This window comes from Blastomonas aquatica (genome assembly GCF_014639875.1).
Lineage (GTDB): Bacteria > Pseudomonadota > Alphaproteobacteria > Sphingomonadales > Sphingomonadaceae > Blastomonas > Blastomonas aquatica.
The window spans coordinates 780143-803796 of sequence record NZ_BMGD01000001.1; the positions used below are offsets into that span (position 1 = coordinate 780143).

Here is a 23654-nt window from a genome sequence, read left to right on the forward strand (position 1 = left end):
CGCGTTGGTTGAATTATCAATTTGCGCGGAGATCACCAGCCCATGAAACGTCCCCTGCAACTCATGCTCTTGTCGCTGCCAATCCTGCTTGTGGCAGGTTGCGGGTCAGACCCTGCCAGCGATCCATCGGCATCCAACCCCGACACGCCCGCACCGGCGGCTGCGCAACCCCAGCCGGGCAGAACCAATGGCGGATCGCTCTGGCAGGGCGGTGAACAGCAATCGATCGACCTCCAGTCTGCGCATCCCAATGGCGTCGTGTTGCAATTGACCTCGATCCAGTCGCGCCAGATGGAAACAGCTATCGGGATCCGGGTGCTCAATGGTCGAGACCGGGCCATCGAGCTCAACCGGTTCAATAACCGCAATGGCTATATCGTGCTCGACAGCGGCGAACGGCTCTATCTCTCGCCGCCCGCCAACAACACCAAGGTCAGTATTCCTGCCGGCCAGACCTTCGAGGGCGAGCTGGTGTTTCTTGGGCGACTGCCTCCGGTGCAAAGCGCAGTGCTGATCCTCAACGAAAACGCCTCTGCGGACAACGAACACACATCTACCCCCGGTTTCCGGATCGATCTGCCGCTGACCGGCGCGGTATCATGACGGAGCGCTCGTTCGTCAGCGTGGCCGCTGCATTGCTCGCGGGCTCGGTCATGGTTTCCGCGTGTGACGGCGGGATATTGGGCGGCGGTGACGGTACGCCGGTCGATATCCAGGAGGCCCATCCATCCGGCGTGGTTCTCAATGTCAGGACAATCCGGATCGATGGCGAGCGCACTGCGGTCGATCTGACGGTCATCAATGGGCGCGATCGCGAAATTCGGCTCAACCAGGGGCGTGAGAACAGTTATGTTCTGGGCGATGGTGGAGAAAAGCTGCTGCTCGTGCCGCCCTCCGGCAATACGACCCTGGCCGTTCCGGGTACACGGGCAACGGACATGACCCTTGTCTTCGAAGGCGCTGCATCGGGCAGCGGAAATATCACCCTTGTCCTGAACGAGAATGGCAGTTTGGAAAGCTATTCGAACAATCCGCGCTTTCAGATCAGCCTTCCCGTCTCGGGAAGCGGCGGCTCGGCGCCGGAAATCTCGGCGATGTCCAACCTGCGCCCGATCCCGATGACCAGGCTTGGCCCGGCGAGCACCACGGGATCGACGCTGGGCAGCACCACCCAGGGGTCCAGCGACCTTCGCGCGGTAGAAGCGCTCAAATCGGAACTTGGCGCAGTCGAAACCGATCGCGGAACGTTGGTTTCGCTTCCTGGCGATGTGACCTTCGATTTCGACAAGGCATCGATCAAGGCGGATGCACGTGCGACGCTGGGCCAGCTGGCGGAGCTGATCAGTGCAAATGGAGGCGGCGTCATCATGATCGAGGGACACACCGACTCCCGAGGCGATGATGCCTATAATCAGCGCCTGTCGCTGGCGCGCGCTGAAGCGGTAAAAACCTATCTCGCCGAGAAGGGCGTCCCGGCCGATCGCATGCGAACCTTGGGGCTGGGTGAAACCCGTCCGGTGGCTGCAAATGCGGGGGCGGACGGATCCGACGATGAGGCGGGCCGTCAACGCAACCGCCGGGTCGAGGTGATCCTACCGCAAGGCGGCACTGCAGCGGGATCGGGGTAGACCGGGTCGGCACGAGCCTTCAGCCACAGACGGACTGCGGCGAGCTTGAATAGGGTTTCGACCGACAACCGGCGGATTTTTCAGCGACTGGCCTCGAAAAAGGTGTCGGGAAGCCGCTCGATTACTCTTGCAGCCAATGCGTCTGCGCCTGCACGGCTGAAATGGCTTGAGCTATCGGAGAAATAAGCGTCGCCGTTACCATCGAAAGCGGCCGACAGGTCGATCACGCCAGGCAGATTCTCAGCCGCGATCCGCGCGCGAAACTCGCGGACTGTGAGATCGAGACTATTGAAAAAATCCGTGTCCAACGAGCCCCGCAAACCCGCCGCATTCGATTCGTTTCCGTACAGGAGCGGCGCGATCACCACGGCAAATTGCGTGTTCTGTTGACGCCCGTACTCCAGCGCAGCCCGCAATTGGTAAAGCGATTGTTCGACGACTGCGGTGCGCGCTTCGGGTGTTGCGCACGGATATTCCTTCGGTATGGCCCCGATGCGGTGGAGCATGCGCTTGGGGATCGCAATCAGTGCTGGCTCATGCTCCGACTGCGCCGAGACAGGCTCACACGCCAGGTACAGCTCGACATTGCTGAACAGAAAGATGGCGAAGTCGGGCGCATCTATCCTGGCCGCCAGATGGCGCCAGTGCAGCATGCTTTGGGCAGTGGTCCGCGCTGGCCCCGCGATCACAGCCACGTTGATGTCAGCCCGGCTGCGTTCGATCGCGGCGGCCAGGGTGGCATCGTCCGCCACATAATGCCCAAAAGCCTGCGACGATCCCAGCAGAATGCCTTGCGCGCCGTCTCGCCGGGGCGTTCCGGTGGAACGCACGCCCAATGCATCGACTTGCAGCCCCGGCCCCGATACCGGTTCCACGATCTTGCCCAGACCCGCAACGGACCGCTCGCGGTAATTCGTCCAGCCAGCGGGGCGCGATGCCACATCAGCCGCCGAAGGCATGGCCGCACGCCAGATTGTGCGTGCGGCGGGATAGGCCAGGTCGACCAGCCCGTCGAGCAATGCCAGGACGATCAGCGCCTGTGCAGCCCACATGCCGTATCGACCCAATGCGCCCCGCTTGGGTGGCGGTGCGTGCTCGGCGGCGGTGTGCTCGGCATCAGTCAAGCGGAACCTCCTCGGCATAGGACTGCGCCAGTTTCGTGTCCTGCTGGTGCTTTTCCATAATACAATTCCCCACGACGAGGACGTCGAGGCCCGTACCCATGAAGCAGCGAAATGCATCTGCGGGGCTCTGGACGATTGGCTCTCCGCGCACATTGAAGCTGGTATTCGCAAGCACCGGGCATCCCGTGTGTGCCTTGAATGCAAGAAGCAATGAATGGAACCGGGGGTTGTCGTCCGCCGTGACGGTCTGGACGCGCGCCGAGAAGTCGACATGGGTGACCGCCGGGATATCCGACAGTGGCGTATTGAGGCCGTGCGCCAGGTCCCGCCGGTGTTCGGCATGGGCCGTTCGATGCGCCTGTGCCACCGGGGCGGTGATCAGCATGAAAGGCGATTCCTCGCCAAGATCGAACCAGTCGCCGGCATCCTCGGCGAGGACGGCGGGCGCGAACGGGCGAAAGCTTTCCCGGAACTTGATCTTCAGATTGAGCCGCCGCTGCATGTCCGGAGCGCGCGGATCGGCGAGGATCGAGCGGTTGCCCAGTGCGCGCGGCCCAAACTCGCTTCGTCCTTGAAACCAGCCCACGGCCTTTCCGGCCTTAAGCGCCTGCGCTGTCCGATCCACGACGAGATCGTCGGTCAGCAGCTCATATCTTGCGCCTGCAGCGTCGAGCGCGGTCTGGGTCTCGCTGCCCGAATAGCCCGGCCCCAGATAAGCGTGCCGCATCGCATGCGCTTCGGGCTGGGGTCGCTCGCCACCAAGCTCAAGATGCCAATAGGCAAGCGCAGCGCCCAAAGCGCCCCCGGCATCGCCCGCCGCCGGCTGGATCCAGATGTTCTCGAAGGCTCCGTCGGCAATCAGCTTTCCGTTGGCGACACAATTGAGCGCCACACCGCCGGCAAGGCATAGATTGTTTTCGCCGGTTCTGCGGGCAAGATCGCGTGCCATGCGGACGACGGCCAGTTCGGTGACCTGCTGGATCGATGCGGCCATGTCGGCATGAAATTGCTCGAAGGGCGATTCAGGCTCGCGCCGTTCGCGACCGAAAAGCGCGTCGAACCGCGCGTTCGTCATCGTAAGGCCTGTACAATAATTGAAATAACGCTGATCGAGATGGAACGACCCATCCTCGCGCAGGTCTATCAGGTTGTCCAAGATACGTTGCGCGAAGCGCGGCTCTCCATAGGGGGCCAAGCCCATCAGCTTGTATTCGCCCGAATTGACCTTGAAGCCGGCATGGTAGGTGAACGCCGCATAGAGCAGACCCAGCGAGTGCGGGAAGCGCAGCTCGCGGTCGATGCGAAGGTCGGAACCGCTCCCCACACCTGCCGAGGTGGTGGTCCATTCGCCGACGCCATCCATTGTCAGCACCGCGGCAGATTCAAACGGTGATGGATAAAAGGCTGATGCTGCATGACTGAGGTGATGATCGCTGAAGCGCAGCTTCTCTGGATCGCCCATCGCAGGGTCGATCCGGCCGAGAGCCTTGCCGAGCAACCTGCGTTGGAACAGCTTCTCGCGCCCCCAGATTGGCATGGCTTCCCGGAAGGAACGAAATCCAGAGGGCGCGAACGCAAAATAGGTGTCCAGCAGCCGCTCGAACTTGAGGAACGGCTTTTCGTAGAAGACAATATGATCGATCTGCGATCCACTGATGCCTGCTTCGGCGAGGACGTATTGGATCGCGTTAGCAGGAAAGCTGGCGTCCTGCTTAACACGTGTGAAGCGTTCTTCCTGCGCCGCAGCGACGATCCGGCCATCGGTCACCAGCGCGGCCGCGCTATCGTGATACAGGGCGGAAATTCCGAGTATGCTTGTCATTCGTAGGCTCCGGCCAAGCTCAGAACGGCCGGTCGAAATTCGCTTTCCGGCCAGCCGGATCGCGCTCTACCCAATACGACTGCGAAGCCGGCGCACGCTTCAGCGCGAGCCTGTCGCTCCCGACCGCACGCAGCACTAGCGCCAACGGCGTCACCACCAGGAAGAACATTGCGCCAAGGATGATCAGGCTGGTCAGCTTGTGCAGCTTTTGCCCGAAGGCGAGCCAGATCCGGTTCGCAGGTGCCAACAGCGCCGGGCGCAGCCAACTGATCGCAGCCAGGCCGATGACCAAAGCGCCCAGCCACATATTGGGCTGGCGGCCGGCAAACAGCGGCAGCACCATAAATCCTGACGCAACCAGCGCCATGGTGATGCCAAATGCCTTGGGAGAACCGGGTGACCGAACCTCGGCCAGGGTGTTTTCGTCGCGAACCATCGCGCGGCCCCTAGCATACACGATCAGATGAGGGGAGGAATTTGATGTCAGGGCGAACGCGCTTGTCGATCACAAGGCCGCATGGTACTGCGCGCCCAGCTCGGGAGGCTAGGCTGTTGGTTTTTTTTAGAGATCTGTTCGGCTTTTTGTTCGCCAAGCGTTCACGCCTGATTTTCATACCGTTCCTTCTGCTGTTCGTCTTGTTCGTTGGCGTGCTGGCTGTTTCAGAGGGAACCGCCTGGGCACCGTTGGTCTACGCCATTTTCTGATGCTGCCGGACGGCTCTAAACCCCATCCACTCCGCAGGATGGCGGGCACCGTCGGCCTGTTGCTGCTGGGTGTGGTCCTGGCGATCGGTGCCGGTGAAGCACTTGTGCGGATATCGACGGCGGACCAGCGCAATTATGTCGTCGAAATGTGGCGCTATGCCAAGCTGCTCAAGCGTCCAAGTGACGATCCGGCGATCGGTCACGAACATGTTCCGAACCGAACCGCGCAGCTGCAGAACGTGGAGATATCGATCAACAGCCTTGGCATGCGCGGTCCCGAGCCCAAGGCAGATGCGCACCGACGCATCGCCATCATCGGCGATTCACTGGCGCTTGGTTGGGGTCTTTCGGATACGGAATCGTTGCGTGGCCAATTACAGGCCGCGCTCCCGGACGATGTCGATGTTGTGAACGACGGCGTCGGCAACATGAACCTGTCGCAGATCTCGGCGCACTGGGCGCGCACAAATGCGCGACTTCCGGTCGACACCGTGATCCTGCTCACATCGTTTCGCGCGCCGATCCAGCAACCGGCACCGACGCGCAACCCGATCCTGCGCAACAGCGCACTGAGTGCGATCCTGTTTACCTATGCCGCAACGCTGACGAGCGGTGCCTCCGGTCGCGATGACATGGTTGCGGCGGTGCGCAAGGAATGGACGACCGGCCCTGGGGCTGCGGCAATGCACAAGGGGTTCGATCAGATCGCCGCACTCGCCCGCGCCCGGGGATACCGGGTTATCTTGGCAGCAGTGCCCGAAATGCACGACCTTCAGAACTATCCGTTCGAGTTCATCACCGAGATACAGCGCGCTGAGGCTGTGAAGCACGGCTGGACGTTCGTCGACCTGCGGCCGTCATTGCTCGGCAAGTCGGCGGAGGAATATTGGGTGACCGAGCAGGACGTCCACCTCAATGCCGCAGCGACCACCTTGGTTGCAGACCGCCTTTTGCCGCTCCTCACTGTTGACTAGCAAGGCGCGGTGGATCCTGTCGACACCAAGCAGCATCCCGGCCTTCCCATTCGCATCTGGTAGCCCATGCTGTTCCAACTCCCCAATTTTCTGATCTTCTTCACCGTGTTCGTTGCAGGGCTGCTGGTGATCCCGCGCGCAGTCCGAATGGAATACGTGCTTGGTGCCAGCCTCTTTTTCTACGCCTGGTGGTATCCCCCGTTTCTGATCGTGCTGCTTGGCTTGATCCTGCTGGGATGGGCAGGATCGCATCTGGTTGCACGAAATCGCGGTTGGCTTGGGCTGATCGTTGTCGCAGCGTTGATCCCCTTATTGGTCTTCAAATATACCGACTTCATCCTTGAAACGGTTGAGGATGCCACGGGCTTGCATACACCCCGCATGGATTGGCCGCTCCCGCTGGGCATTTCTTTTGTCACCTTCACAATCATCGCTCTGTTTATCGATGTCGCACGCCGCAAGGATATCCGGCCCGCCAGCCTGCGGGATACGGCGCTTTTCATTTCCTTTTTTCCCCAGCTGATTGCTGGTCCGATTCTCCGTTCGAACGATCTGGTGCCGCAGCTTCCGGCGATCCGTTTTGACGCCAAGGCCTTTTCACCCAATCTCGCGCTTTTCACTGTCGGCATGCTCAAGAAGGTGATGATCGCCGATCCCATTTCGACCATCGTGGATCGGCATTATGCCGCAGCTGGCGCTACCACCGGCGCGGAAGCCGCTATCGCGACGCTCGGGTTCATGACGCAGATATACTGCGATTTCAGTGCATATTCCGATATGGCGCTGGGATTGGCCGGCATGCTGGGCGTTGCGCTCCCAGAAAATTTCCGGTCGCCCTATCGCGCCACATCGATGACCGAACTCTGGCAGCGTTGGCACATGACGCTCAGCTTCTGGCTGCGCGACTATCTTTTCCGCCCGCTCCACGCCCGGCTGCTGCACATCGCTCGTTATCTGTCGATCGTGCTTACCATGACGATATCCGGATTGTGGCACGGGGCTGCCTGGACATTCGTGCTTTGGGGCCTCGTCCAAGGGTGCATCATGGCGGTCGAAGGCTCCACGGGCTATTCAAAGATTGCGCGCAATGCACGCGGCCCAGCGCGCTGGAGCTTCATCATGATCGCCATGGTCACATGGTACGTCACGATGGTCATGTTCCGCGCACCCGATCTGGGGGCTGCCGTCGATATCTATTCGGGAATGCTGGGCTTGCGGGGCTGGGGCGGTTGGCCTGAAGGTGCCACTATGGTCGTGGCATTGACGGCAGTGGTCTTCGCGACCCACCATCTCGATCAGGCACCGCGGATCGTTGCTGCTGCAGCGCGCGTGCCGGCACCACTGGCGATCCCCATCCTGCTTTCGATCACCATCGCTTGCGCCATCATCGCGGCAGGCCGCCCGGAAAGCTTCTATTACTTCGACTTTTAAAACGTCGGTCCGCAATTTCGCTGAGCCGCTGCCGACGCCTGCAATGTGATCCGGGGGTTGAAGGCCGAGCAGGTGCTGGTGGACCGGGAGGCGCATCGGCGCGATGCCTGGGTCAAACCGCCCTGAGCCCTTGCGGCATCGGCGATGGCGGCTGGTCTTTGCGGCTGCGCGCGTAAATTGCGCGCAGGTTGCCGATCGACATGGGACGGCCGAACAGGAAGCCCTGCAGCTTGTCGCATCCGGCTGCGCGGAGCAAGGCTGCCTGTTCATGGGTTTCGACACCCTCTGCGGTGACCTCCATATCCAGCCCGCGTGCCAGATTGATCGCTCCGGCCACCAGCAGCGACGCTTTGCTGTCGGGACTGAGGTTCGCCAGCAGCGATTTGTCGATCTTCACATGGCTGAAGCCGTATGTGCGCAGATAATGAATGCTGGTGAAGCCCGTTCCGAAGTCATCGAGCGCGATCGACAGCCCCATCGCCTTGAACGATTTGATCGTCCGGATCGCGGTTTCGGGTTGCGACAGGAGATATCCCTCGGTGATCTCAAGCTGCAGCCGCTGAGGAGGGAACCGGGTCTGCTCCAGCACATGCGCTACCTGCCGCAGAAAGCCGGGGTCTCGAAACTGCGCGGGCGACGCATTGACGCTCAGCGTGATGTCGCGCAGCGGACCGACGTCGCGGCAGGCACGCTCGAGTACGAACATCCCGAGGGGATGGATCTGACCGGTCGCCTCAGCGACCTCGATGAACTGCTGCGGCGATAGCGCTCCTGCCGCCCGGCGAGGCCAGCGGATCAGCGCCTCGGTGGCCACGATCTTGCCGGAGTGCGCATCGACAACCGGCTGATAGACGACATCGAACTCATTGTTGGCGAGCCCTGTGCTGATCTCCGCCTCGATCGCCATTCGGCGCAACCGCCCGCGATCCAATGCGGATGTGTAAAAGGCAATCTTGCCCTTTGTGCCGGTCTTGACATGGTACATCGCGGTATCGGCGCGCCGCAGTAGTTCATGCGAGGAACAGGTGCCATCGGCATTGGTGGCGATTCCGATGCTGGCGCCGACCTGCAGGATATGCCGGTCCACCAGTACGGGGAGCGCAATCTCGTCGCTGATGCTCTCGGCCATGGATTTGGCAACAGCGGCAGCGCCGGGGGTCTCGACCAGGATGACGAACTCGTCTCCGCCCACCCGCGCGAGCATCGAATGCGGCGGGCAGAGGTGATCGATGCGGGCACTCAGGCTGCGGATCAGGCTGTCACCGGCTTGATGCCCGTGCGTGTCGTTGATGTCCTTGAAGCCATCCAGATCGATGAACAGCACCGCCAGTCCATCGAGCGTATCGCTCTGCTGGTCATCGATCCGATCGAGCTTGGCCAGCAGCTGGCGCCGGTTGGGCAACCCGCTCAACGCATCGGTCAGTGCTATCTTGCGGTTTTCCTCGCTCAGCTTTTCGGTTTCTGCCTGCCGGTTGCGCAGATCACGTTGCGAGCAGATCAGCTTCGAAAAATCGATGTTGTAGCGGTGGGTGACGATCATCATGCCCACCCCGACGCAACCCAGCACGATGGCCTTGGCCATCATCTGGCCCTGATCAGCGATGCTGAAGAAGATGACAAAACTCAGCGTACTGGTTGCCGCCACCCGCATTGCCGCAGCTCGTATGGTCATAAGGCAGAACACGGTGCTGACCTGAGTCAAGCCCAGGAAGAAGGTGAGGTGGCCCCGGGAATAGGCATCGCCACTGCTGTAAATCCACATGCACCAGAACTCGATCGTCAGAGTCATGATGACCGCCAGCGTGCAGGTCCGCCGAATCTGCAAGGCGATTTCCGCATCCGAGAACAGCTTTGCACCATCCTGCCGCCACCACCATGACGCCCGAACCAAGGCAATCGTGCAGATGATCACCGGCATGATAAATGTCTGAAAAATCATCGATGGCCTGAAAAAAGCCACCATGACCGCCGCAGTATTGCAGATCAGGATCAAATATAGGAGTGGCATCTGCTTCGAAAACGAACGGAACTGCGCACGTGCGAGTTCGGCATCGTCGATTTCAAGCGCAAACAGGTCATGAAAGACCTTTCGCATCGCCCGCACGCCTGAAAGTTGCAGAATATGTGACATAACCAGCCTTGCGCATATCGCGAAGTGCTTACCGAATTCTGAAGAGCATGCTGCGGTTCGTCGCGGTCATGGGCCCCAGGCGGATGCAATGGTCGGGATCCAAGCGCGGTTTCCGGTCTGGAACTGCCCGAACGCGAACGCGTAAGCTTGCTTCTACAGGAGCAGGGAAAGTCATGATAGACAAGTTGCGGCGGCTTGAGACTTTTGCGCGCGCCGGATGGTTTGCACGCGGCGTGGTCTATTGTTTGCTCGCTTATATCGCGCTGACCGGTGCAGGCGCATCCGACGCAAGCCCACAGGGAGTATTTCGGTCAGTGCAGGATATGCCGGGCGGATCAGTTCTGCTCGGCCTGCTTGCGCTCGGCCTGGCGCTTTACGGTGCCTACAGGCTGTATGGCGCGGCAATGGACTCCGAAGGCAAGGGTGACGATGCCAAGGGCATCGCAATCCGGATTGGCTATGCTGCCAGCGGGATCGCCCATTTCCTCATGGCCTTTGGGGCGATCCGGCTCGCATCAGGTGGGGCGGGGGGCGAAAGCGGTAAACAGGAACAGGCGGCCGCGGGCATGATGCTCGATCTGCCGCTTGGTGGACCTGTCCTGGGCGCGGTGGGATTGTGTTTCCTGGCTGCTGCGGCGCATCAGGCGACCAAGGCCTGGACAACCGAATTCATGGAAGGCGTCGCTGCAGGCGCGCCCCAATGGGTCGTTCCCGTTGGCCGGGCAGGACTTGTTGCCCGCGCGGTCGTATTCAGTGTCATCGGGATTTCGCTGATCCGCGCCGGTTGGTTCGAGGCCGCAGGCGAGGTCAAGGGTCTGGGCGATGCGCTGTCGTCGCTGAACGATCATCCCGAGCTCTATCTGCTCGTGGCATCTGGCCTGTTTCTGTTCGGCGTGCACAGCTTTGTCGAGGCCCGGTGGCGCCGCATTCGCGACGAGGACGTAGTGTCCCGGCTGAAGGCAAAAGCGGGCAGCGCCTAGGTCATCAACCAACTCCTCCGGCTTCGACGACGAGATAGCGCAAACGAGAAAGGGCCGCAGACTGAGCGATGATCTGTGCGCCGGTCGATCTGTCTGACCTGCCTGTCGAAAGACGGCATGCTGCGCTCGTGTAGCCATGCACCGGGCTGAGCAGGCCACCGGGCCGAGCGAACCAGCGTGCCGGGCGACGAGCATCGTATCGGGCAGGATGAAGAGGTCGGACGTGAGCGTAGGGGCGGACAACTGGGTTTTCAGGTCTTCGGGCAGGATCGAGCGCATCGAGGCGCGTCTGACTGTATTCAGCGGCCGATTGACACCGCTTCAAGGCCGGACGCCGGGATTTGAACGGATTGGCGCGCTGAACGTTGGTACGCGACACCCTGCCTCGCGGTGATCCCAAGCCAAGACCTGGGGACGCGGTACCAGGAACCGAACAGGAGCCACCGCTGCGATGACCGATGCAACCCATTCCGCAGCGATTCCAGCCCTTGCGCAAGCGCAGTCCTATCCCGTCATCCGGCTGAGCCCCGAGGTTGCATCTTCGGCGGAGCGCTGGATCGCGGTGGAGGCGCCCGTAGCGATCGAGGTGAACGGCCTTGGCTATGCGGTGATGATGGCCTCGCCTGCCGGTCTGGTCGAGTTCGGAACGGGGTTTGTGTTCACCGAAAAACTGGTCGCCACGCTGGACGATCTTATCGATGTCACCCCGCACGAAGTCGCACAGGGCTGGCTGCTGCGGATCCGGGTCGCCGAACATTGCTTTGCTGCGGTGCGCGAACGCATCCGCCACCGCATCGCCGACAGCGGCTGCGGGCTTTGTGGTCTGGAAAATCTGGAACAGGCGCTACGCCCGCTGCCAATGATCGAAACGGCGCCCTTAGCCGAGCCAAGCGCGATCTTTGCGGCGCTTGCAGCGCTTCCGGCTGCGCAGATGCTGAACCGGCAAACCGGCGCCGTCCACTCGGCGGCGTTGTGCAGTGCGCAAGGGGCTATCGAGCTGGCGCGCGAGGACGTCGGGCGCCACAACGCGTTCGACAAGCTGATCGGCGCGGCGTTGCTGTCGGGGCGCGCGATGGATCGGGGCTTTGTGCTGCTGTCATCGCGCTGCAGCTATGAGCTGGTCGAAAAGGCAGCGATCGCAGGCGTCACGATGCTGGTGACGATCTCTGCACCCACGTCGCTGGCGGTCGAACGCAGCAAGGCGTGCGGGCTGACATTGGTGTCGCTGGCGCGCGCAGACAATGTTCTGGTGCTCAACGATCCGCACGGGCTGTTTACAACGACAATTCCGGCTGCTGACGAAATGACAGCTGCAAAATAGGTCCGAGCCCGATTGTCTCGTTGCTGCCATGGAACCTCAGCGCTGTTGGAGCTTAATTGAGGGAACCCCAAAGGATACAGCAGCATGACAGACGAACCCCGCAACGACGATACCATCGATACGGTCACGTATGAGGGGTCTTCGGGCGGCTGGGGGTCGATGCGCGGCATGGTTCAGACCATGGCGCGGCAGATGTCATCGCCAGGTGCGCTGGGTACGCTGAGCACACAGAACAAGACCGGCGGTTTCATGTGCACCAGCTGCGCCTGGGGCAAGCCGAAACATCCGCATGCGTTCGAGTTCTGCGAAAACGGTGCCAAGGCGACCTTGTGGGAACTGACCTCGCAGCGCTGCACGCCCCAGTTTTTCAGCCAGCACAGCGTATCGGACCTGCGGTCGTGGACCGACCATGATCTCGAGATGACCGGGCGGCTGACGCACCCGATGCGTTACGATGCGGCCAGCGATCATTACGTCGAATGCAGCTGGGACGAGGCGTTCACCGCGATTGGGTCCGAGCTGAAATCGATCGATCCCAAGTCGGCGGTTTTCTATGCATCGGGGCGCGCCAGCCTGGAGACATCGTATCTCTATGCTCTGTTCGCGCGGCTGTATGGACACAACAACCTGCCCGACAGCTCGAACATGTGCCACGAGACGACATCTGTGACGCTGAACGAGCTGATCGGCTCGCCGGTCGGTACCTGCACGCTCGAAGACTTCGAGGAGTGCGACGCGATCTTCTTTTTCGGGCAGAACCCCGGCACCAACAGCCCGCGCTTTCTTCATCCGCTGCAAAAGGCGGTCGAGCGCGGATGCAAGATCGTGACCTTCAACCCGATCCGGGAAACGGGTTTGTTGAGCTTCACCAACCCGCAACGCCCCGGCCAGATGCTGACCGGCCGCGATACCGATCTGAGCTGCCAGTACCTGCAGGTGCGCGCAGGCGGCGATATCGCTGCGATCATGGGGCTGTGCAAATATGTGTTTGCGCAGGACGAGGCGCGTGGCGGCACGCTGATTGACCGGGCGTTCATCGCCAAGCACTGCACCGGGTTCGACGCGTTCCGGGACAAGGCTGCTGCAACGTCGTGGGAGCGGATCGAGCAGGAATCGGGGCTGCGCCGCGCGGACATAGAGGAAGCCGGCAGGGTGTATGTCGAGGCTGAACGCGTCATCGGCATCTATGGCATGGGGCTGACCCAGCATGTGCATGGCTTCGAGAACATCGCGATGCTGCTCAACCTGCTGCTGATGCGTGGCCATATCGGTCGTCCCGGCGCGGGCATCTGCCCGGTGCGCGGCCATTCCAATGTCCAGGGTCAGCGCACCGTCGGGATCGCCGAGAAACCCGAGCTGGTCCCGCTCGACAAATTTGCCGAAATGTTCGATTTCGATCCGCCGCGCGATACCGGCATGACGACGGTCGATGTCTGCGAGGCCGTGCTCGATCGCAGCGCCAAGGCGTTTATCGGGCTCGGCGGGAATTTCCTGCGCGCGATCCCCGATCAGGGCCGGGTGGAACCTGCATGGGAGGATCTGCAGCTGACGGTGCAGATCGCCACCAAGCTCAATCGCGGGCATCTGTTCAATGGCCGGACGTCCTATCTGCTGCCCTGTCTGGGGCGCAGCGAAGAAGACATTCAGGCCAGCGGCCCGCAGACCGTGACGATCGAGGACAGCTTCAGCCATGTGCATGGGTCGCTTGGCCACCGAACGCCGGCGAGCGAACACCTGATGTCGGAACTGGCGACCGTCGCGGGGATCGCCAAGCAGACGCTTGCGCCCAATCCGGCGGTGCGCTGGGACGCATGGACTGCCGATTACGCAATCGTCCGCGATCTGATCGCCGAGACCTTTCACGAGGAATTCCATGACATGAACGCGCGGATGTTCGAGGCGGGCGGCTTCTATCGCGGCAACAGCGCGCGTGAACGGATCTGGAAGACGAAAAGCGGCAAGGCTCAGTTCACTGCGCCCGAAATGCTGGCGGCTACCAATGTGGCTGATGAAGAGGGGCGGTATCGTTTGGTGACGGTGCGCTCCAACGACCAGTTCAACACCACGATCTATGGCTATAGCGACCGGTTGCGCGGGATCGAAGGCAAGCGCGATGTCATCCTGATCAGCCCGGCCGATATCGAGGCGGCAGGGTTCGTCGCCGGCCAGCGGGTGCGGATCGTCGGTGATGCGGGTGATGGCCACCACCGCCAGATCGATCACTTCGAACTGGTGCCCTATGATCTGCCGTCTGGAACTATCGTCGGCTATTATCCCGAACTCAACCCGCTGATTGCGCTGAATCATCACGACCAGACCTCGAAAACCCCGGCCAGCAAGGCTGTGCCGGTCAGGCTCGAAGCGGAATCCTGATCATCGGCGATACCGTGCATAAAGATCCGGTCGGCGACGCGATCGCCGAGGCGGCACCTGAAATCCTTGCGGGCAAGGCCACGAAGCCCTTTGCGCAGATGGCGGTGCTCGCGGTGCTCGCAGGCATGTTCATCGGCTTTGGCTCGATCGCGGCCTTGGTCGCGCAATCGAACATGGCGGATGCAGGCGCGGTGCAGCTGCTTTCGGGCGTAGCGTTTTCGGTCGGGCTGATGCTGGTGATGGTGGTCGGCACCGAATTGTTTACCGGCAACACGCTGATGGTGCTTCCGGTCGCCACCGGCGAACTGGCGGCGGGCCGGATGCTGGGTGCCTGGACCGTGGTCTGGCTGGGCAATCTTGTCGGCAGCCTGTTGCTCGCCGGGTTGTTCTTCGCCGCTGGCGGGCTGACCGATGGTGTCGGCGAGGCGGCGGTTTCGCTCGCGGATGGCAAGCTCGAAAAGTCGGCACTCACGGTGTTCTGTTCGGGAATTCTCGCCAACATCCTTGTGTGCCTGGCTGTCTGGATGGCGATGGCGGCACCGACGATCCCGGCCAAGATCCTCGTCATCCTGGGTCCAGTAACGATCTTCGTGGCTGCGGGGCTTGAGCATTCGATCGCCAATATGTCGATCCTGCCGCTTGGTTGGCTGGCAGATACCTCGGCCCCGCCCAATCTCGCCGGTGCCGTGACCAACCTTGTGTTCAGCACTCTGGGCAACATTGCAGGCGGCGCAGCGCTTGCGCTTGCCATCACCTTTGGCCACGGCACCCTGGGCAAGTCCGAGGCTGACAGAACACCGTCATAGTATGCGGCAGGTGGTGGGCAGGGCAGGGGAAAGTGACCGGTGCGGCATTACCTTGAGCATGGCCTTTTCAGCATTCGCCCTGACCCGTTCCGGTGACGTGCTGATCGGACGGATGGCCCGGCAAACTGCGGAACGTCGGCCACGCTGCCCCGTTCTTGTCAAAACCACCCCTTTCCATCGCAGGAGCCCGACCGATGACCGTCCTATCCCTTCGCCCTCATAGTCAAGCCCGTCTGGAGACTCCCGCATGAGCGGCGAGCGCGCGCGCCCGGTGGTGGTTATCACCGGGGCGGAAGGTAACATCGGTCGCTCGATCATCGCGGCGCTGGAGCAAGACTATACGGTCGTGGGCCTTGACCGCGAAGCGGGCGACGATGCGCGGATCATCGCGGCGGATCTCAGCTCGGCTGCCTGTGTCGATGCCGCGCTGAAGCAGGTGCGCGCGACCCATGGCGAGCGGCTGGCGAGCGTCATCCATCTGGCCGCCTATTTCGATTTTACCGGTGAGGACCACCCCCTCTACAAGTCGCTCAATGTCGAAGGCACCCGCCACCTGATGCGCGCGCTGCAAAGCTTCGATGTCGAACAGTTCGTTTATGCCAGCACGATGCTGGTTCACGCCCCTGGCCGCGCGGGCGAGCAGATCGATGAGGACCGCGCCATCGACCCGCAATGGGTCTATCCGCGCTCGAAGGCGCAGGCCGAGGCGGTGCTGCGCGAGGAAGCCGGGGGCATGCCGGTGGTCATCCTGCGGCTCGCAGGGCTTTACGACGAGGAGACGATGGTGCCGACGCTGGCGCACCAGATCGCCCGCATTCGCGAAAAAAACGTCCAGAGCCATTTGTATTCGGGCGACGGCGAGGCTGGGCAGGCGATGCTCCACCGCAATGATCTGGTCGATGCGATCCGCCGCACCGTGGCTTGCCGCGCGGAACTGAGCAACGATGTCGCGCTGCTGGTCGGCGAGGCCGAGGCGGTGGGCTATGCCACGCTGCAGGACCGTATCGGCGCGCTGATCCACGGCAGCGACGGCTGGACGACGTTGCGCGTTCCCAAGCCGCTCGCCGCGGCGGGCGCATGGGCGCAGGACAAGCTTGAGCCGATCATTCCCGATGCCATCGACAAGGGCGAGGAGCCGTTCATCAAGCCATTCATGGTGGCAATGGCCGATGATCATTATGCGCTCGATATCTCCCGTGCGCGCGAGCTGATCGGCTGGAGCCCGCGCCACCGGCTGCTCGATACGCTGCCCGCGATGATCGCCGCGCTGCTGCGTGATCCCGAAAGCTGGTACGAGGCCAATGGCGTCCCGACGGGCGGGTGAGCCAAAGCGCCAAACTGTGCGCGGTGCGCGCGCAAAGCGCGGACGATGGGGATGGCGGGTGGGATCATACCGCAGCCGGGGGCATGTCGGACCGCAGGTCTTGAACCGGACAAGCCCGTCCCCCACGCAGGTCAGCCTCACTACAGGGTGTTCCAACGCGCCCCGTCAGCAGGGCGCAAGGACCAGCACCGGGAGTCCGACAAAGACCGTCGCTGCAATGGCGGTGATCTGGAGATAGCGCGCTGAGCGCATCAGCCGGGGGGCCAGATCGTGGCGAACGCCCCACCGCTGCACGAACCGGGCCTGCAGCACGATCACGCCCAGCGAAACCACCCATAAACCGATCTGCGCAATCTGTCCGCTCGTGCGGTAAAGCGCGAAACCGCCCGCACATTGCGCGCCGTGGAGCGCATATGCGATCACGAACCATGCGGCCCAGAGCAGCAGGCCGGACAGCAAGACGACCGATGCTTTAAACATGTCAGAGCTCCGGGTCATAGCCGCGACACTGCCAGAGCAAGTGCGCCGATCAGCGTGACCGCGCCGGTATAGCCGTGCCATTGCGCCAGCACGCCCCCGATGGCGATCTTCTTCACCCCGATCCGGTGTCCACGCGCGGCGGCCAGATGCATGGTCACCAGGATCAGCGTGTGCGCGATCAGATAGGCAAGGATGGCCCCCTGCACTGCAAAGCGCGCGTGCTCGGTCGGCGATCCATTCATTGTCCAGCCGACGCCCAGCGCGCCTGCGGTCACCGCAAGCACGCCTGCGCCGATAACAACCTGGTGCCCGCCGTGACCTGCGTGACGTGACCGCAGTGCGGCCCAGAGCAGCAGTGCGCCGCCTGTTCCCATCACCAGCAAGGCTGCCAGCCTGACAAACCCCGGACCGTCATCCGCAGGAAGATTGTTCCAGCCCGGCGCGACCACCGCCAGAAAGGCAACCGCAAACAGCAGCGAGCCAAACAGGCTGGCATTCGCCGTCAACAGCACTGCAGATCCCCACCAGCCCAATGCGTGCGGATAGGATGGGCTGGCGGGCAGGCTCTCGATCCGGTCGGGTACGGGCGCATATCCGGCGTGCGCCGGAGCCACCAGACGGATCCAGCTTGCGCAGACCGCTGCAATCAGCACGATGACGGCTGCTGCGACCCAGTACAGCCCGGCCAGCATCGCCAGGAAGAACACGCCGATGGTCAGCGCGGTGACCATCGGTCGCATCGTGTTTGATGGAAGCACCGCGACCGCTTCGGACCTGCCGCTGATCGCATCGACGATCAGTGTCTCTCGCACGCCGCGCGGCGCACCGGGGAGCAGGCCTTCGCCCATCGCCAATGTTGTCGCCAAGGTATCGAGCCGTGCGGGCGACAGCTTGCGCTCGTCGGTCTCCATGTCGGCGCGGGGCAATGAGGCGAGGTTGTACGATGGCGGCGGAAGCCGCATTGCCCAGTCGAGGCTGGTCGCCCGCCACGGATTGCGGCGGGTGCGCCGTCCCATCAGGAACTGCAGACCCATATCGGCAGCGAACAGCGCAAAGCCTGCGGTCATGATGAACCCGCCCACCGAGGAGATGAGGTTGAGCAGCTCCCATTCAGGGTTGTCGGGATAGATGCTGACGCGGCGCGGCATGCCCAGCAGTCCGGTGAGGTGCATCACCAGGAATGTGCCGTGGACGCCGATGAGGATCATCCAGAACGCAGCTGCGCTCATTCCAGGCACCGCGCGCCGCCCGGTGAAGTGCGGCATCCAGTAGGTGATCGCTGCCAGCATCGGGAACACGAACCCGCCGATCAGCACATAATGCAGGTGCGCGGTCACGAAGGCGGTGTCATGCGCCTGCCAGTTGAACGGCACCGCCGCCAGCATCACACCGGTGAGGCCCCCCAGCACGAAGGTCAGGAAAAACCCGGCGATGTAAAGCATCGGCAGCGACCAGCGCGGCCTGCCGCTCCACAATGTCCCGATCCAGGCGAAGATCTGGATCGATGTCGGTACCGCGACCAGCATCGAGGCGGCCGAGAAGAATGCCAGCGCCAGATGCGGGATGCCGATGGTGAACATGTGGTGCACCCACAGGCCGAAGCTCAGGAACACCATCGCCCAGATCGCCGCGACGATCATCGCATGGCCGATCAATGGCTGGCGCGCGAAGGTCGCGATCATCATCGATAGCGCGCCTGCAGCGGGCAGGAAGATAATGTACACCTCAGGGTGTCCGAAGAGCCAGAACAGATGCTGCCAGAGAATGGGGTCGCCGCCGCGCATCGGATCGAAGAACGCCCAGTCGAAGGCCCGCTGCACCTCGAGCAGGATCGAGCCGAGAATCAGCGGCGGAAAGCCGATCAGCATCATCGCAGCGGTGCCCAGCATATACCAGGCAAACAGCGGCAGCCGCACCAGCGACATACCTTCGGCGCGCACCTTGAGGATCGATACGGTGATCTCCACAGCTGCGCAAATCGCCGATATCTCGACGAAGGTGACCCCTAGCAACCACACATCGGCATTGATTCCGGGGGTGTGCACCTTGTCCGAGAGCGGCGTGTACATGAACCAGCCACCATCGGGCGCAACGCCTGCCAGCATCGCCACCAAGAGGATCGCGCCGCCCAGCGCATAGCACCACCAGCCCAGAGCCGAGAGCCTGGGATAGGCCATGTCGCGCGCACCCATGACCTTGGGCAGCAGATACAGCGCCAGCCCCTCGAGCATCGGAATGGCGAACAGGAACATCATGATCGTCCCGTGCATCGTGAACAGCTGGTTGTAGATGTCGGGGCCGACGAACGCCGCGCGCGGGCTGGCCAGCTGGACGCGGATCAGCATTGCCAGCACCCCGCCGATCGCAAAATAGATGATCGCGGTGATCATGAAGCGCAGCCCGATCGCACCATGGTTGACCTCGGACACAAATCCGCGCCAGCCAGGCAGCGCCTTCCATACCGTGTCGAGCTCGGCGTGGAGCGCGGCAGGATCGTGCGGCTGATCTGAAGCCGTGCTTTGTGTCATCGTGGTGCCCTTATGGCCTGCGGGCGCGGATCGGCGGTTGCAACCACTTCAAAACGCATCCGGTCATGCCCGATCCCGCAATATTCCGCGCAGACACCCAGATAAGTGCCAGGCGCATCGGCCTGGATCAGGTGACGGTTGAGCTTGCCAGGAACAGCATCCATCTTGCCTGCAAGCCGCGGAACCCAGAAACTGTGGATCACATCGGTCGCGGTGATCTCGATGATGACGGGCTGACCTGCCGGGATGACCAGGCGATCGGTGCTGGGGCCAGTCTCGCCTGCGGCGTTGACCTGCGCGAACGTCCATTGCCATTGCGATGCCGTGGCACGCCAGGTTGGTGCGTCCTGACGGACGAACTGGCCTTCGCCAACCCATAAGGTCGCTGCCAGCAGGACGCTCAGAACGCTCATCGGGAACGCGATTCCCAGCCACACGATCCATGTGCGCTCGGCACCGGTACCGGGATCGGGCGCATCCTTGCGGCGGCGTCGGCCGAAGGCGCGGGCGAACAGAATGAGGACGAAGATGAGCACGGCGCTGGCCACCAGCGTCATCGCAGAGGCGAAATAGAACACCGATCGTGCCTGAGGACCGACAGGATCGAGCGTCGAGAGCGGTCCGGCACACCCGGCAACAAGCAGCGAAATGGAACCGATTACCAGCGCGCGCATTACCGAAAGGAACGACGAAAAGGAAAAGCCAGCGCCATGACCGACAAAACCGAAGCGCTGCGGCACGATCCCATCCTGTCGGGACGGCATTTCAACGAGACCGAATCGCGGATCGCCGTGGCCAGCCACCCGATCCACGCGATGATGGTTGCCTTCCCGATCGCAGCAGCGTTCGGCACCTTGGGGTGCGATGTCTTCTACTGGATGAGCGGTGACGAGTTCTGGGCGCGTGCGGCATTGTGGGCGACCGGCTCGGGTTTCATTTTCGGGGTACTGGCGGGAATCGCGGGCACCATCGAGCTGCTCTCGGTCCCCGGTATCCGGATTCGCGCTTCGAGCTGGACCCACTTCATTCTCGCCATGACGCTGCTGTCGGTCATGGGTGGCAACTGGGGGCTGCGGCTCGACGATCCGGCAGCCGCCATCCTGCCCTACGGCATCCTGTTGTCGACCCTGTGCATGCTGATGACCGGGCTCACCGGTTGGCATGGCGGCAAATTGGTGTTTGACTATCAAATCGGCACCCAGCGCGGCATATCGAAGGACTGAGGTTCGGTCATCCATTGCGGCCAGTCGATCACGATCACGGGCTTGGCGAGCACCAGCCCCAATATGCCTGTCAGAACCAGCAGGACCGGCACGAGTACCAGGATTGGCGGCGGAAGATTGGCCGATCCTCGTGTCTCGGCGGTCAGCACGATCATATGGCCCATATACGCGTGGAGGATGGCGAGGGCCGATACCAGCGCAAGCTTGGCAAACAGCCACGGTTCGTAAATGTCGCGCATCATGATGAGGGCGATGCCTGAGCCCACCGCGATCACCGCCGTCGGCGTCAGGAACCCCACATAGCTGTAATGGGTCACCTTGCGAAACCGCGCATATTCCGCGTCGCTGAACTGTTTGCGATAACCCCGGTACAATAGGGGCAGGATGATCAGCCCTGCCGCCCATAAGGATATCGTCGAGACGTGCATCGCCTTTAAGATGAGGACCGACCATTCCATCAGCCGCGCGCACCGGCGGCAGACGCTATCGCAACCGACCGCAAATGCACGAATGCCAGCAGCACCATCGGCACCATGCCGGTGGTCCACATCACAAGGCCGGCAAGCTGCTGGTCCCACAGCGGCGACACATCAAACAGCACGGTGGTAAAGATATGCTCGGCAAACAGCGGGCGTGGCGCGAAGGTCAGCAACGCACCGACAAAGCCCATGACCATCGCCAGCAGGGCAGGCGCTGCGGTCATCACCAGCGGCTTGGTCTGGGTGGCCGGATCGAACCAGGTCGCCCAAAACTGCCAGGCCGTGCCCAGCATCGCCAGCTGAAGCAGCCAATAGCCTGCCGTCCAGTCCCAGGCAAAGCTGTAGGCTGCAGGAACGAACCAGGCCGTCAGCGCAAGCGCGGCAAGGACGGCCCAGCCGATCGGGTCGCCGATACGGACCTTGGGCCACCCCAGCGCCAACGCGGGGGCGAGAAGCAGCATCGTGATCATGTGATGGGCCATCCGCACCGACAAGAGGCTGGCCGATGCGGCACACAATGGGGATACCCACAAAAGCCCCATCAGGCCACATCCAGCCAGGCGCTGCCGACGAAGTCGCGGATCCCCGCGCATCGTCAAGACCAGCGCGACGCCGATTGCACCGAGCACGACAGGGTCAAGATTCCAGCTGGTCAGCCAGCGGTCAGCGGAGCTCAATCCGCAATATGGCTCCGCTAATGATGCCCCGGAGACCATCTTTTGCTATTCCCTCACTCGACTGAAACTGCGGCATCAGCAAGGAATACGGGAAAGCGACCTTCCCGTTCCAAGCTGACCGAAAAACCCAGTCGGCTTGCCAAATGCGCCGGCAGGTGAAGACTTCGCCCTTCGCCCTTCGCCCTAGTCCCCGTGCTTCAAAGGGCGCCGCGCCCAGTAAAGATGGCAGGGGGGCAGGTTACGCCAGACATAAGCGCATTGGACATCGCCAAAACGCAGGGCCAGCATCGGCGCAATGGTCGAGCGCATCTGGTAGGCCAGAAGGGCGCCATCGCCTTGCAGAACGTCGGCGCTGGCATCGAGAATCCGGTTGCCTTGATCTGCGGACATGGTGGAAAACGGAATTCCGGTCACGATCATATCGGCTTGCGCCAGTGCATGCTCTTCAAGGATATCAACGACCGATTCAGCCGAGGCGGTGACCGCCAGCAAGCGCGGATCGTCGATTGTCTCTTGGAGGTGGCGCGTGAAATGGGGACTGAGATCGATTGCGACCAGACAGCTGCCAGGTACCATCCGCTCAAGAATGGCGCGGGTCAACGGACCGGTACCTGGTCCGAATTCAACGACTACCCTCAATTTGGCCCAATCGATCGGATCGAGCAGCGCTTCGACCAGATAGCGAGAGGCCGGGAACGCCGAGCCGACGAGATTGGGCTGGCGCAGGAACTCGCGGGTGGAAACCGAAAGCGCAGATGCCTGGCTCACGTGTCTGCGCCAATCGGGTGGTGGGTATGATTACGGGCTGTCATGCGTCACTCCGCGTTGGGCATCGATGTGGGCGATCAACGTGACCGAATAACGTCCGGGCCTTGACGCAGGTTCCGTACAGGTGGGTGCGGAAGAACGCCCATCGCTCAATCCATCCGCGCGCTATCGGCCCTCAAGTCGGCCCGTAGAATACGTCAGTTCGTAGTGTCAGTACCGCTCGGGACCTGTTGCTGGGGTACCAGTACGAGCACGCGGCCCTCGACTCGCCAGGATTCGAGCTGCGACAGGAAGTTCATTCCCAGCACATCGACATCACCCAGCGCGGGCGACACCACGACCTTGAGGTTTCGGGCCTCGATGCTGCCAAGCCCAAGCCGCTCGACCGTGCCGGTCTGCGCCTGCACGTTGCCATTGGCGGTGCGCAGCACCACGGGCAGCAGGCTTGCGTCTCGCCCGACAGCGGCCTCGTCAGCGGTCGCCTGTGACAGCGCGGTCACGGTCGCGCCACTATCGACCAGCATCCGCCGTTCAATCCCATTGATCGAGGCTTGCGCCCAGAAATGGCCATCGCTTGCCATGCGCAGCCGGACCTCATCGCCCTCAACGGTCTGGCTGTCGAGGCCAAGCTTGGCCGACAGCCGCGAAAGATTGGGGTCGAACGGGGCCTGCTGAAACAGGACGAAAAGACACAGCGCCAGCAAGGCGACCGAAAATAGCGATCGGAAGATCCGACCGACGAACGGAATGTTGAACAGCACGATCAGAACAACCGCTGCGCCGACCGCGTAGATTGCCAGCTGCTGCCATTCCGGATTGGTAGTGATATTCATTTGATCTCCCGTCGGGCCTGTCACCTGCACAGGCCATCAACCATTTG

At 62.2% G+C, this 23654-nt stretch carries 22 protein-coding genes; 11 read left to right on the forward strand and 11 right to left on the reverse strand.

Annotated features, from left to right (window positions below):
• Positions 1-42 precede the first annotated feature (42 nt).
• Positions 43-603, forward strand: a complete 561-nt coding sequence (locus IEW00_RS03650; protein WP_188512958.1) for a hypothetical protein — start codon at positions 43-45, stop codon at positions 601-603.
• The gene (locus IEW00_RS03655) at positions 600-1628 is read left to right on the forward strand and encodes an OmpA family protein (RefSeq protein ID WP_188512959.1); all 1029 of its coding nucleotides are present in this window, start codon (positions 600-602) and stop codon (positions 1626-1628) included. The genes IEW00_RS03650 and IEW00_RS03655 overlap by 4 nt, the downstream gene beginning before the upstream one ends.
• Positions 1629-1708: 80 nt before the next feature.
• Here IEW00_RS03655 and IEW00_RS03660 read toward each other — a convergent pair whose 3' ends face one another.
• From IEW00_RS03660 to IEW00_RS03670, 3 genes are read right to left on the reverse strand one after another with little or no spacing between them, the layout of a single operon-like run.
• On the reverse strand, positions 1709-2752 hold the full coding sequence (locus IEW00_RS03660) for a hypothetical protein (protein WP_188512960.1): 1044 nt from the start codon (positions 2750-2752) through the stop codon (positions 1709-1711).
• The gene (locus IEW00_RS03665) at positions 2745-4574 is read right to left on the reverse strand and encodes a carbamoyltransferase family protein (protein ID WP_188512961.1); all 1830 of its coding nucleotides are present in this window, start codon (positions 4572-4574) and stop codon (positions 2745-2747) included. The genes IEW00_RS03660 and IEW00_RS03665 overlap by 8 nt, the downstream gene beginning before the upstream one ends.
• A 19-nt stretch (positions 4575-4593) precedes the next feature.
• A complete protein-coding gene (locus IEW00_RS03670) occupies positions 4594-5010 on the reverse strand; it encodes an SxtJ family membrane protein (protein WP_188512962.1) in 417 nt (138 codons plus the stop codon).
• A gap of 44 nt (positions 5011-5054) precedes the next feature.
• Here IEW00_RS03670 and IEW00_RS17655 point away from each other — a divergent pair, with 44 nt between their 5' ends.
• From IEW00_RS17655 to IEW00_RS03680, 3 genes are all read left to right on the forward strand, one after another.
• Positions 5055-5279 (forward strand): DUF5989 family protein, encoded by a 225-nt coding sequence (locus IEW00_RS17655; protein WP_373282566.1) that lies wholly within the window; start codon positions 5055-5057, stop codon positions 5277-5279.
• Between the two features lie 38 nt (positions 5280-5317).
• Entirely contained in the window at positions 5318-6253 is a 936-nt protein-coding gene (locus IEW00_RS03675) for an SGNH/GDSL hydrolase family protein (protein ID WP_188512963.1), read from the forward strand.
• 66 nt (positions 6254-6319) lie between these two features.
• A complete protein-coding gene (locus IEW00_RS03680) occupies positions 6320-7684 on the forward strand; it encodes an MBOAT family O-acyltransferase (protein ID WP_188512964.1) in 1365 nt (454 codons plus the stop codon).
• A gap of 112 nt (positions 7685-7796) precedes the next feature.
• Here the strand turns inward: IEW00_RS03680 and IEW00_RS03685 are convergent, their stop codons facing one another.
• Entirely contained in the window at positions 7797-9779 is a 1983-nt protein-coding gene (locus tag IEW00_RS03685) for a putative bifunctional diguanylate cyclase/phosphodiesterase (protein WP_188512965.1), read from the reverse strand.
• A gap of 209 nt (positions 9780-9988) precedes the next feature.
• Here IEW00_RS03685 and IEW00_RS03690 point away from each other — a divergent pair, with 209 nt between their 5' ends.
• The 5 genes from IEW00_RS03690 (at position 9989) to IEW00_RS03710 (ending at position 16619) form a co-directional block, all read left to right on the forward strand.
• Positions 9989-10795, forward strand: a complete 807-nt coding sequence (locus IEW00_RS03690) for a DUF1206 domain-containing protein (protein WP_188512966.1) — start codon at positions 9989-9991, stop codon at positions 10793-10795.
• 451 nt (positions 10796-11246) lie between these two features.
• Positions 11247-12116 (forward strand): formate dehydrogenase accessory sulfurtransferase FdhD, encoded by an 870-nt coding sequence (fdhD, locus tag IEW00_RS03695; RefSeq protein WP_188512967.1) that lies wholly within the window; start codon positions 11247-11249, stop codon positions 12114-12116.
• Between the two features lie 84 nt (positions 12117-12200).
• Complete coding sequence (locus IEW00_RS03700; protein WP_188512968.1) at positions 12201-14489, forward strand: FdhF/YdeP family oxidoreductase; 2289 nt, start codon at positions 12201-12203, stop codon at positions 14487-14489.
• A 14-nt stretch (positions 14490-14503) separates the two neighbouring features.
• Positions 14504-15295: a formate/nitrite transporter family protein gene (locus IEW00_RS03705; protein ID WP_229736787.1), complete on the forward strand. Its 792-nt coding sequence runs from the start codon at positions 14504-14506 to the stop codon at positions 15293-15295.
• A gap of 247 nt (positions 15296-15542) precedes the next feature.
• Positions 15543-16619 carry an NAD-dependent epimerase/dehydratase family protein gene (locus IEW00_RS03710; protein ID WP_188512969.1) on the forward strand — a complete coding sequence of 359 codons (1077 nt, stop codon included), beginning with the start codon at positions 15543-15545 and terminating at the stop codon, positions 16617-16619.
• Positions 16620-16784: 165 nt separating this feature from the next.
• On the opposite strand, the gene IEW00_RS03715 is transcribed toward IEW00_RS03710, so the two are convergent.
• Genes IEW00_RS03715 through IEW00_RS03725 form a run of 3 tightly spaced genes read right to left on the reverse strand, consistent with a single transcriptional unit; the run spans position 16785 to position 20301 of the window.
• On the reverse strand, positions 16785-17099 hold the full coding sequence (locus IEW00_RS03715; protein WP_188512970.1) for a hypothetical protein: 315 nt from the start codon (positions 17097-17099) through the stop codon (positions 16785-16787).
• A 14-nt stretch (positions 17100-17113) separates the two neighbouring features.
• Positions 17114-19627 carry a cytochrome c oxidase subunit I gene (locus IEW00_RS03720; RefSeq protein WP_188512971.1) on the reverse strand — a complete coding sequence of 838 codons (2514 nt, stop codon included), beginning with the start codon at positions 19625-19627 and terminating at the stop codon, positions 17114-17116.
• The gene (locus IEW00_RS03725; protein WP_188512972.1) at positions 19624-20301 is read right to left on the reverse strand and encodes a cytochrome c oxidase subunit II; all 678 of its coding nucleotides are present in this window, start codon (positions 20299-20301) and stop codon (positions 19624-19626) included. The genes IEW00_RS03720 and IEW00_RS03725 overlap by 4 nt, the downstream gene beginning before the upstream one ends.
• Before the next feature lie 36 nt (positions 20302-20337).
• Here IEW00_RS03725 and IEW00_RS03730 point away from each other — a divergent pair, with 36 nt between their 5' ends.
• A complete protein-coding gene (locus IEW00_RS03730) occupies positions 20338-20850 on the forward strand; it encodes a DUF2231 domain-containing protein (protein ID WP_188512973.1) in 513 nt (170 codons plus the stop codon).
• Here IEW00_RS03730 and IEW00_RS03735 read toward each other — a convergent pair.
• From IEW00_RS03735 to IEW00_RS03750, 4 genes are all read right to left on the reverse strand, one after another.
• On the reverse strand, positions 20814-21308 hold the full coding sequence (locus tag IEW00_RS03735; RefSeq protein WP_188512974.1) for a CopD family protein: 495 nt from the start codon (positions 21306-21308) through the stop codon (positions 20814-20816). The two genes, IEW00_RS03730 and IEW00_RS03735, sit on opposite strands and share 37 nt — an antisense overlap.
• Entirely contained in the window at positions 21308-22006 is a 699-nt protein-coding gene (locus IEW00_RS03740) for a cytochrome c oxidase assembly protein (RefSeq protein WP_188512975.1), read from the reverse strand. Before IEW00_RS03740 ends, IEW00_RS03735 begins: the two co-directional genes overlap by 1 nt.
• Positions 22007-22189: 183 nt before the next feature.
• Positions 22190-22774, reverse strand: a complete 585-nt coding sequence (locus tag IEW00_RS03745) for a class I SAM-dependent methyltransferase (RefSeq protein WP_188512976.1) — start codon at positions 22772-22774, stop codon at positions 22190-22192.
• 197 nt (positions 22775-22971) lie between these two features.
• Positions 22972-23607 carry a retropepsin-like aspartic protease family protein gene (locus IEW00_RS03750; RefSeq protein ID WP_188512977.1) on the reverse strand — a complete coding sequence of 212 codons (636 nt, stop codon included), beginning with the start codon at positions 23605-23607 and terminating at the stop codon, positions 22972-22974.
• Between the last annotated feature and the right edge of the window lie 47 nt (positions 23608-23654).

Excerpts from the sequence above, each read along its gene's own strand:
- IEW00_RS03650 (WP_188512958.1), top strand. The coding sequence starts at position 43 with ATGAAACGTCCCCTGCAACTCATGCTCTTGTCGCTGCCAATCCTGCTT.
- IEW00_RS03655 (WP_188512959.1), top strand. The coding sequence starts at position 600 with ATGACGGAGCGCTCGTTCGTCAGCGTGGCCGCTGCATTGCTCGCGGGC.
- IEW00_RS03665 (WP_188512961.1), bottom strand. The coding sequence starts at position 4,574 with ATGACAAGCATACTCGGAATTTCCGCCCTGTATCACGATAGCGCGGCC.
- IEW00_RS03670 (WP_188512962.1), bottom strand. The coding sequence starts at position 5,010 with ATGGTTCGCGACGAAAACACCCTGGCCGAGGTTCGGTCACCCGGTTCT.
- IEW00_RS17655 (WP_373282566.1), top strand. The coding sequence starts at position 5,055 with ATGTCAGGGCGAACGCGCTTGTCGATCACAAGGCCGCATGGTACTGCG.
- IEW00_RS03675 (WP_188512963.1), top strand. The coding sequence starts at position 5,318 with ATGGCGGGCACCGTCGGCCTGTTGCTGCTGGGTGTGGTCCTGGCGATC.
- IEW00_RS03680 (WP_188512964.1), top strand. The coding sequence starts at position 6,320 with ATGCTGTTCCAACTCCCCAATTTTCTGATCTTCTTCACCGTGTTCGTT.
- IEW00_RS03685 (WP_188512965.1), bottom strand. The coding sequence starts at position 9,779 with ATGCGAAAGGTCTTTCATGACCTGTTTGCGCTTGAAATCGACGATGCC.
- IEW00_RS03690 (WP_188512966.1), top strand. The coding sequence starts at position 9,989 with ATGATAGACAAGTTGCGGCGGCTTGAGACTTTTGCGCGCGCCGGATGG.
- fdhD (WP_188512967.1), top strand. The coding sequence starts at position 11,247 with ATGACCGATGCAACCCATTCCGCAGCGATTCCAGCCCTTGCGCAAGCG.
- IEW00_RS03700 (WP_188512968.1), top strand. The coding sequence starts at position 12,201 with ATGACAGACGAACCCCGCAACGACGATACCATCGATACGGTCACGTAT.
- IEW00_RS03710 (WP_188512969.1), top strand. The coding sequence starts at position 15,543 with ATGAGCGGCGAGCGCGCGCGCCCGGTGGTGGTTATCACCGGGGCGGAA.
- IEW00_RS03715 (WP_188512970.1), bottom strand. The coding sequence starts at position 17,099 with ATGTTTAAAGCATCGGTCGTCTTGCTGTCCGGCCTGCTGCTCTGGGCC.
- IEW00_RS03720 (WP_188512971.1), bottom strand. The coding sequence starts at position 19,627 with ATGACACAAAGCACGGCTTCAGATCAGCCGCACGATCCTGCCGCGCTC.
- IEW00_RS03725 (WP_188512972.1), bottom strand. The coding sequence starts at position 20,301 with ATGCGCGCGCTGGTAATCGGTTCCATTTCGCTGCTTGTTGCCGGGTGT.
- IEW00_RS03730 (WP_188512973.1), top strand. The coding sequence starts at position 20,338 with ATGACCGACAAAACCGAAGCGCTGCGGCACGATCCCATCCTGTCGGGA.
- IEW00_RS03735 (WP_188512974.1), bottom strand. The coding sequence starts at position 21,308 with ATGGAATGGTCGGTCCTCATCTTAAAGGCGATGCACGTCTCGACGATA.
- IEW00_RS03750 (WP_188512977.1), bottom strand. The coding sequence starts at position 23,607 with ATGAATATCACTACCAATCCGGAATGGCAGCAGCTGGCAATCTACGCG.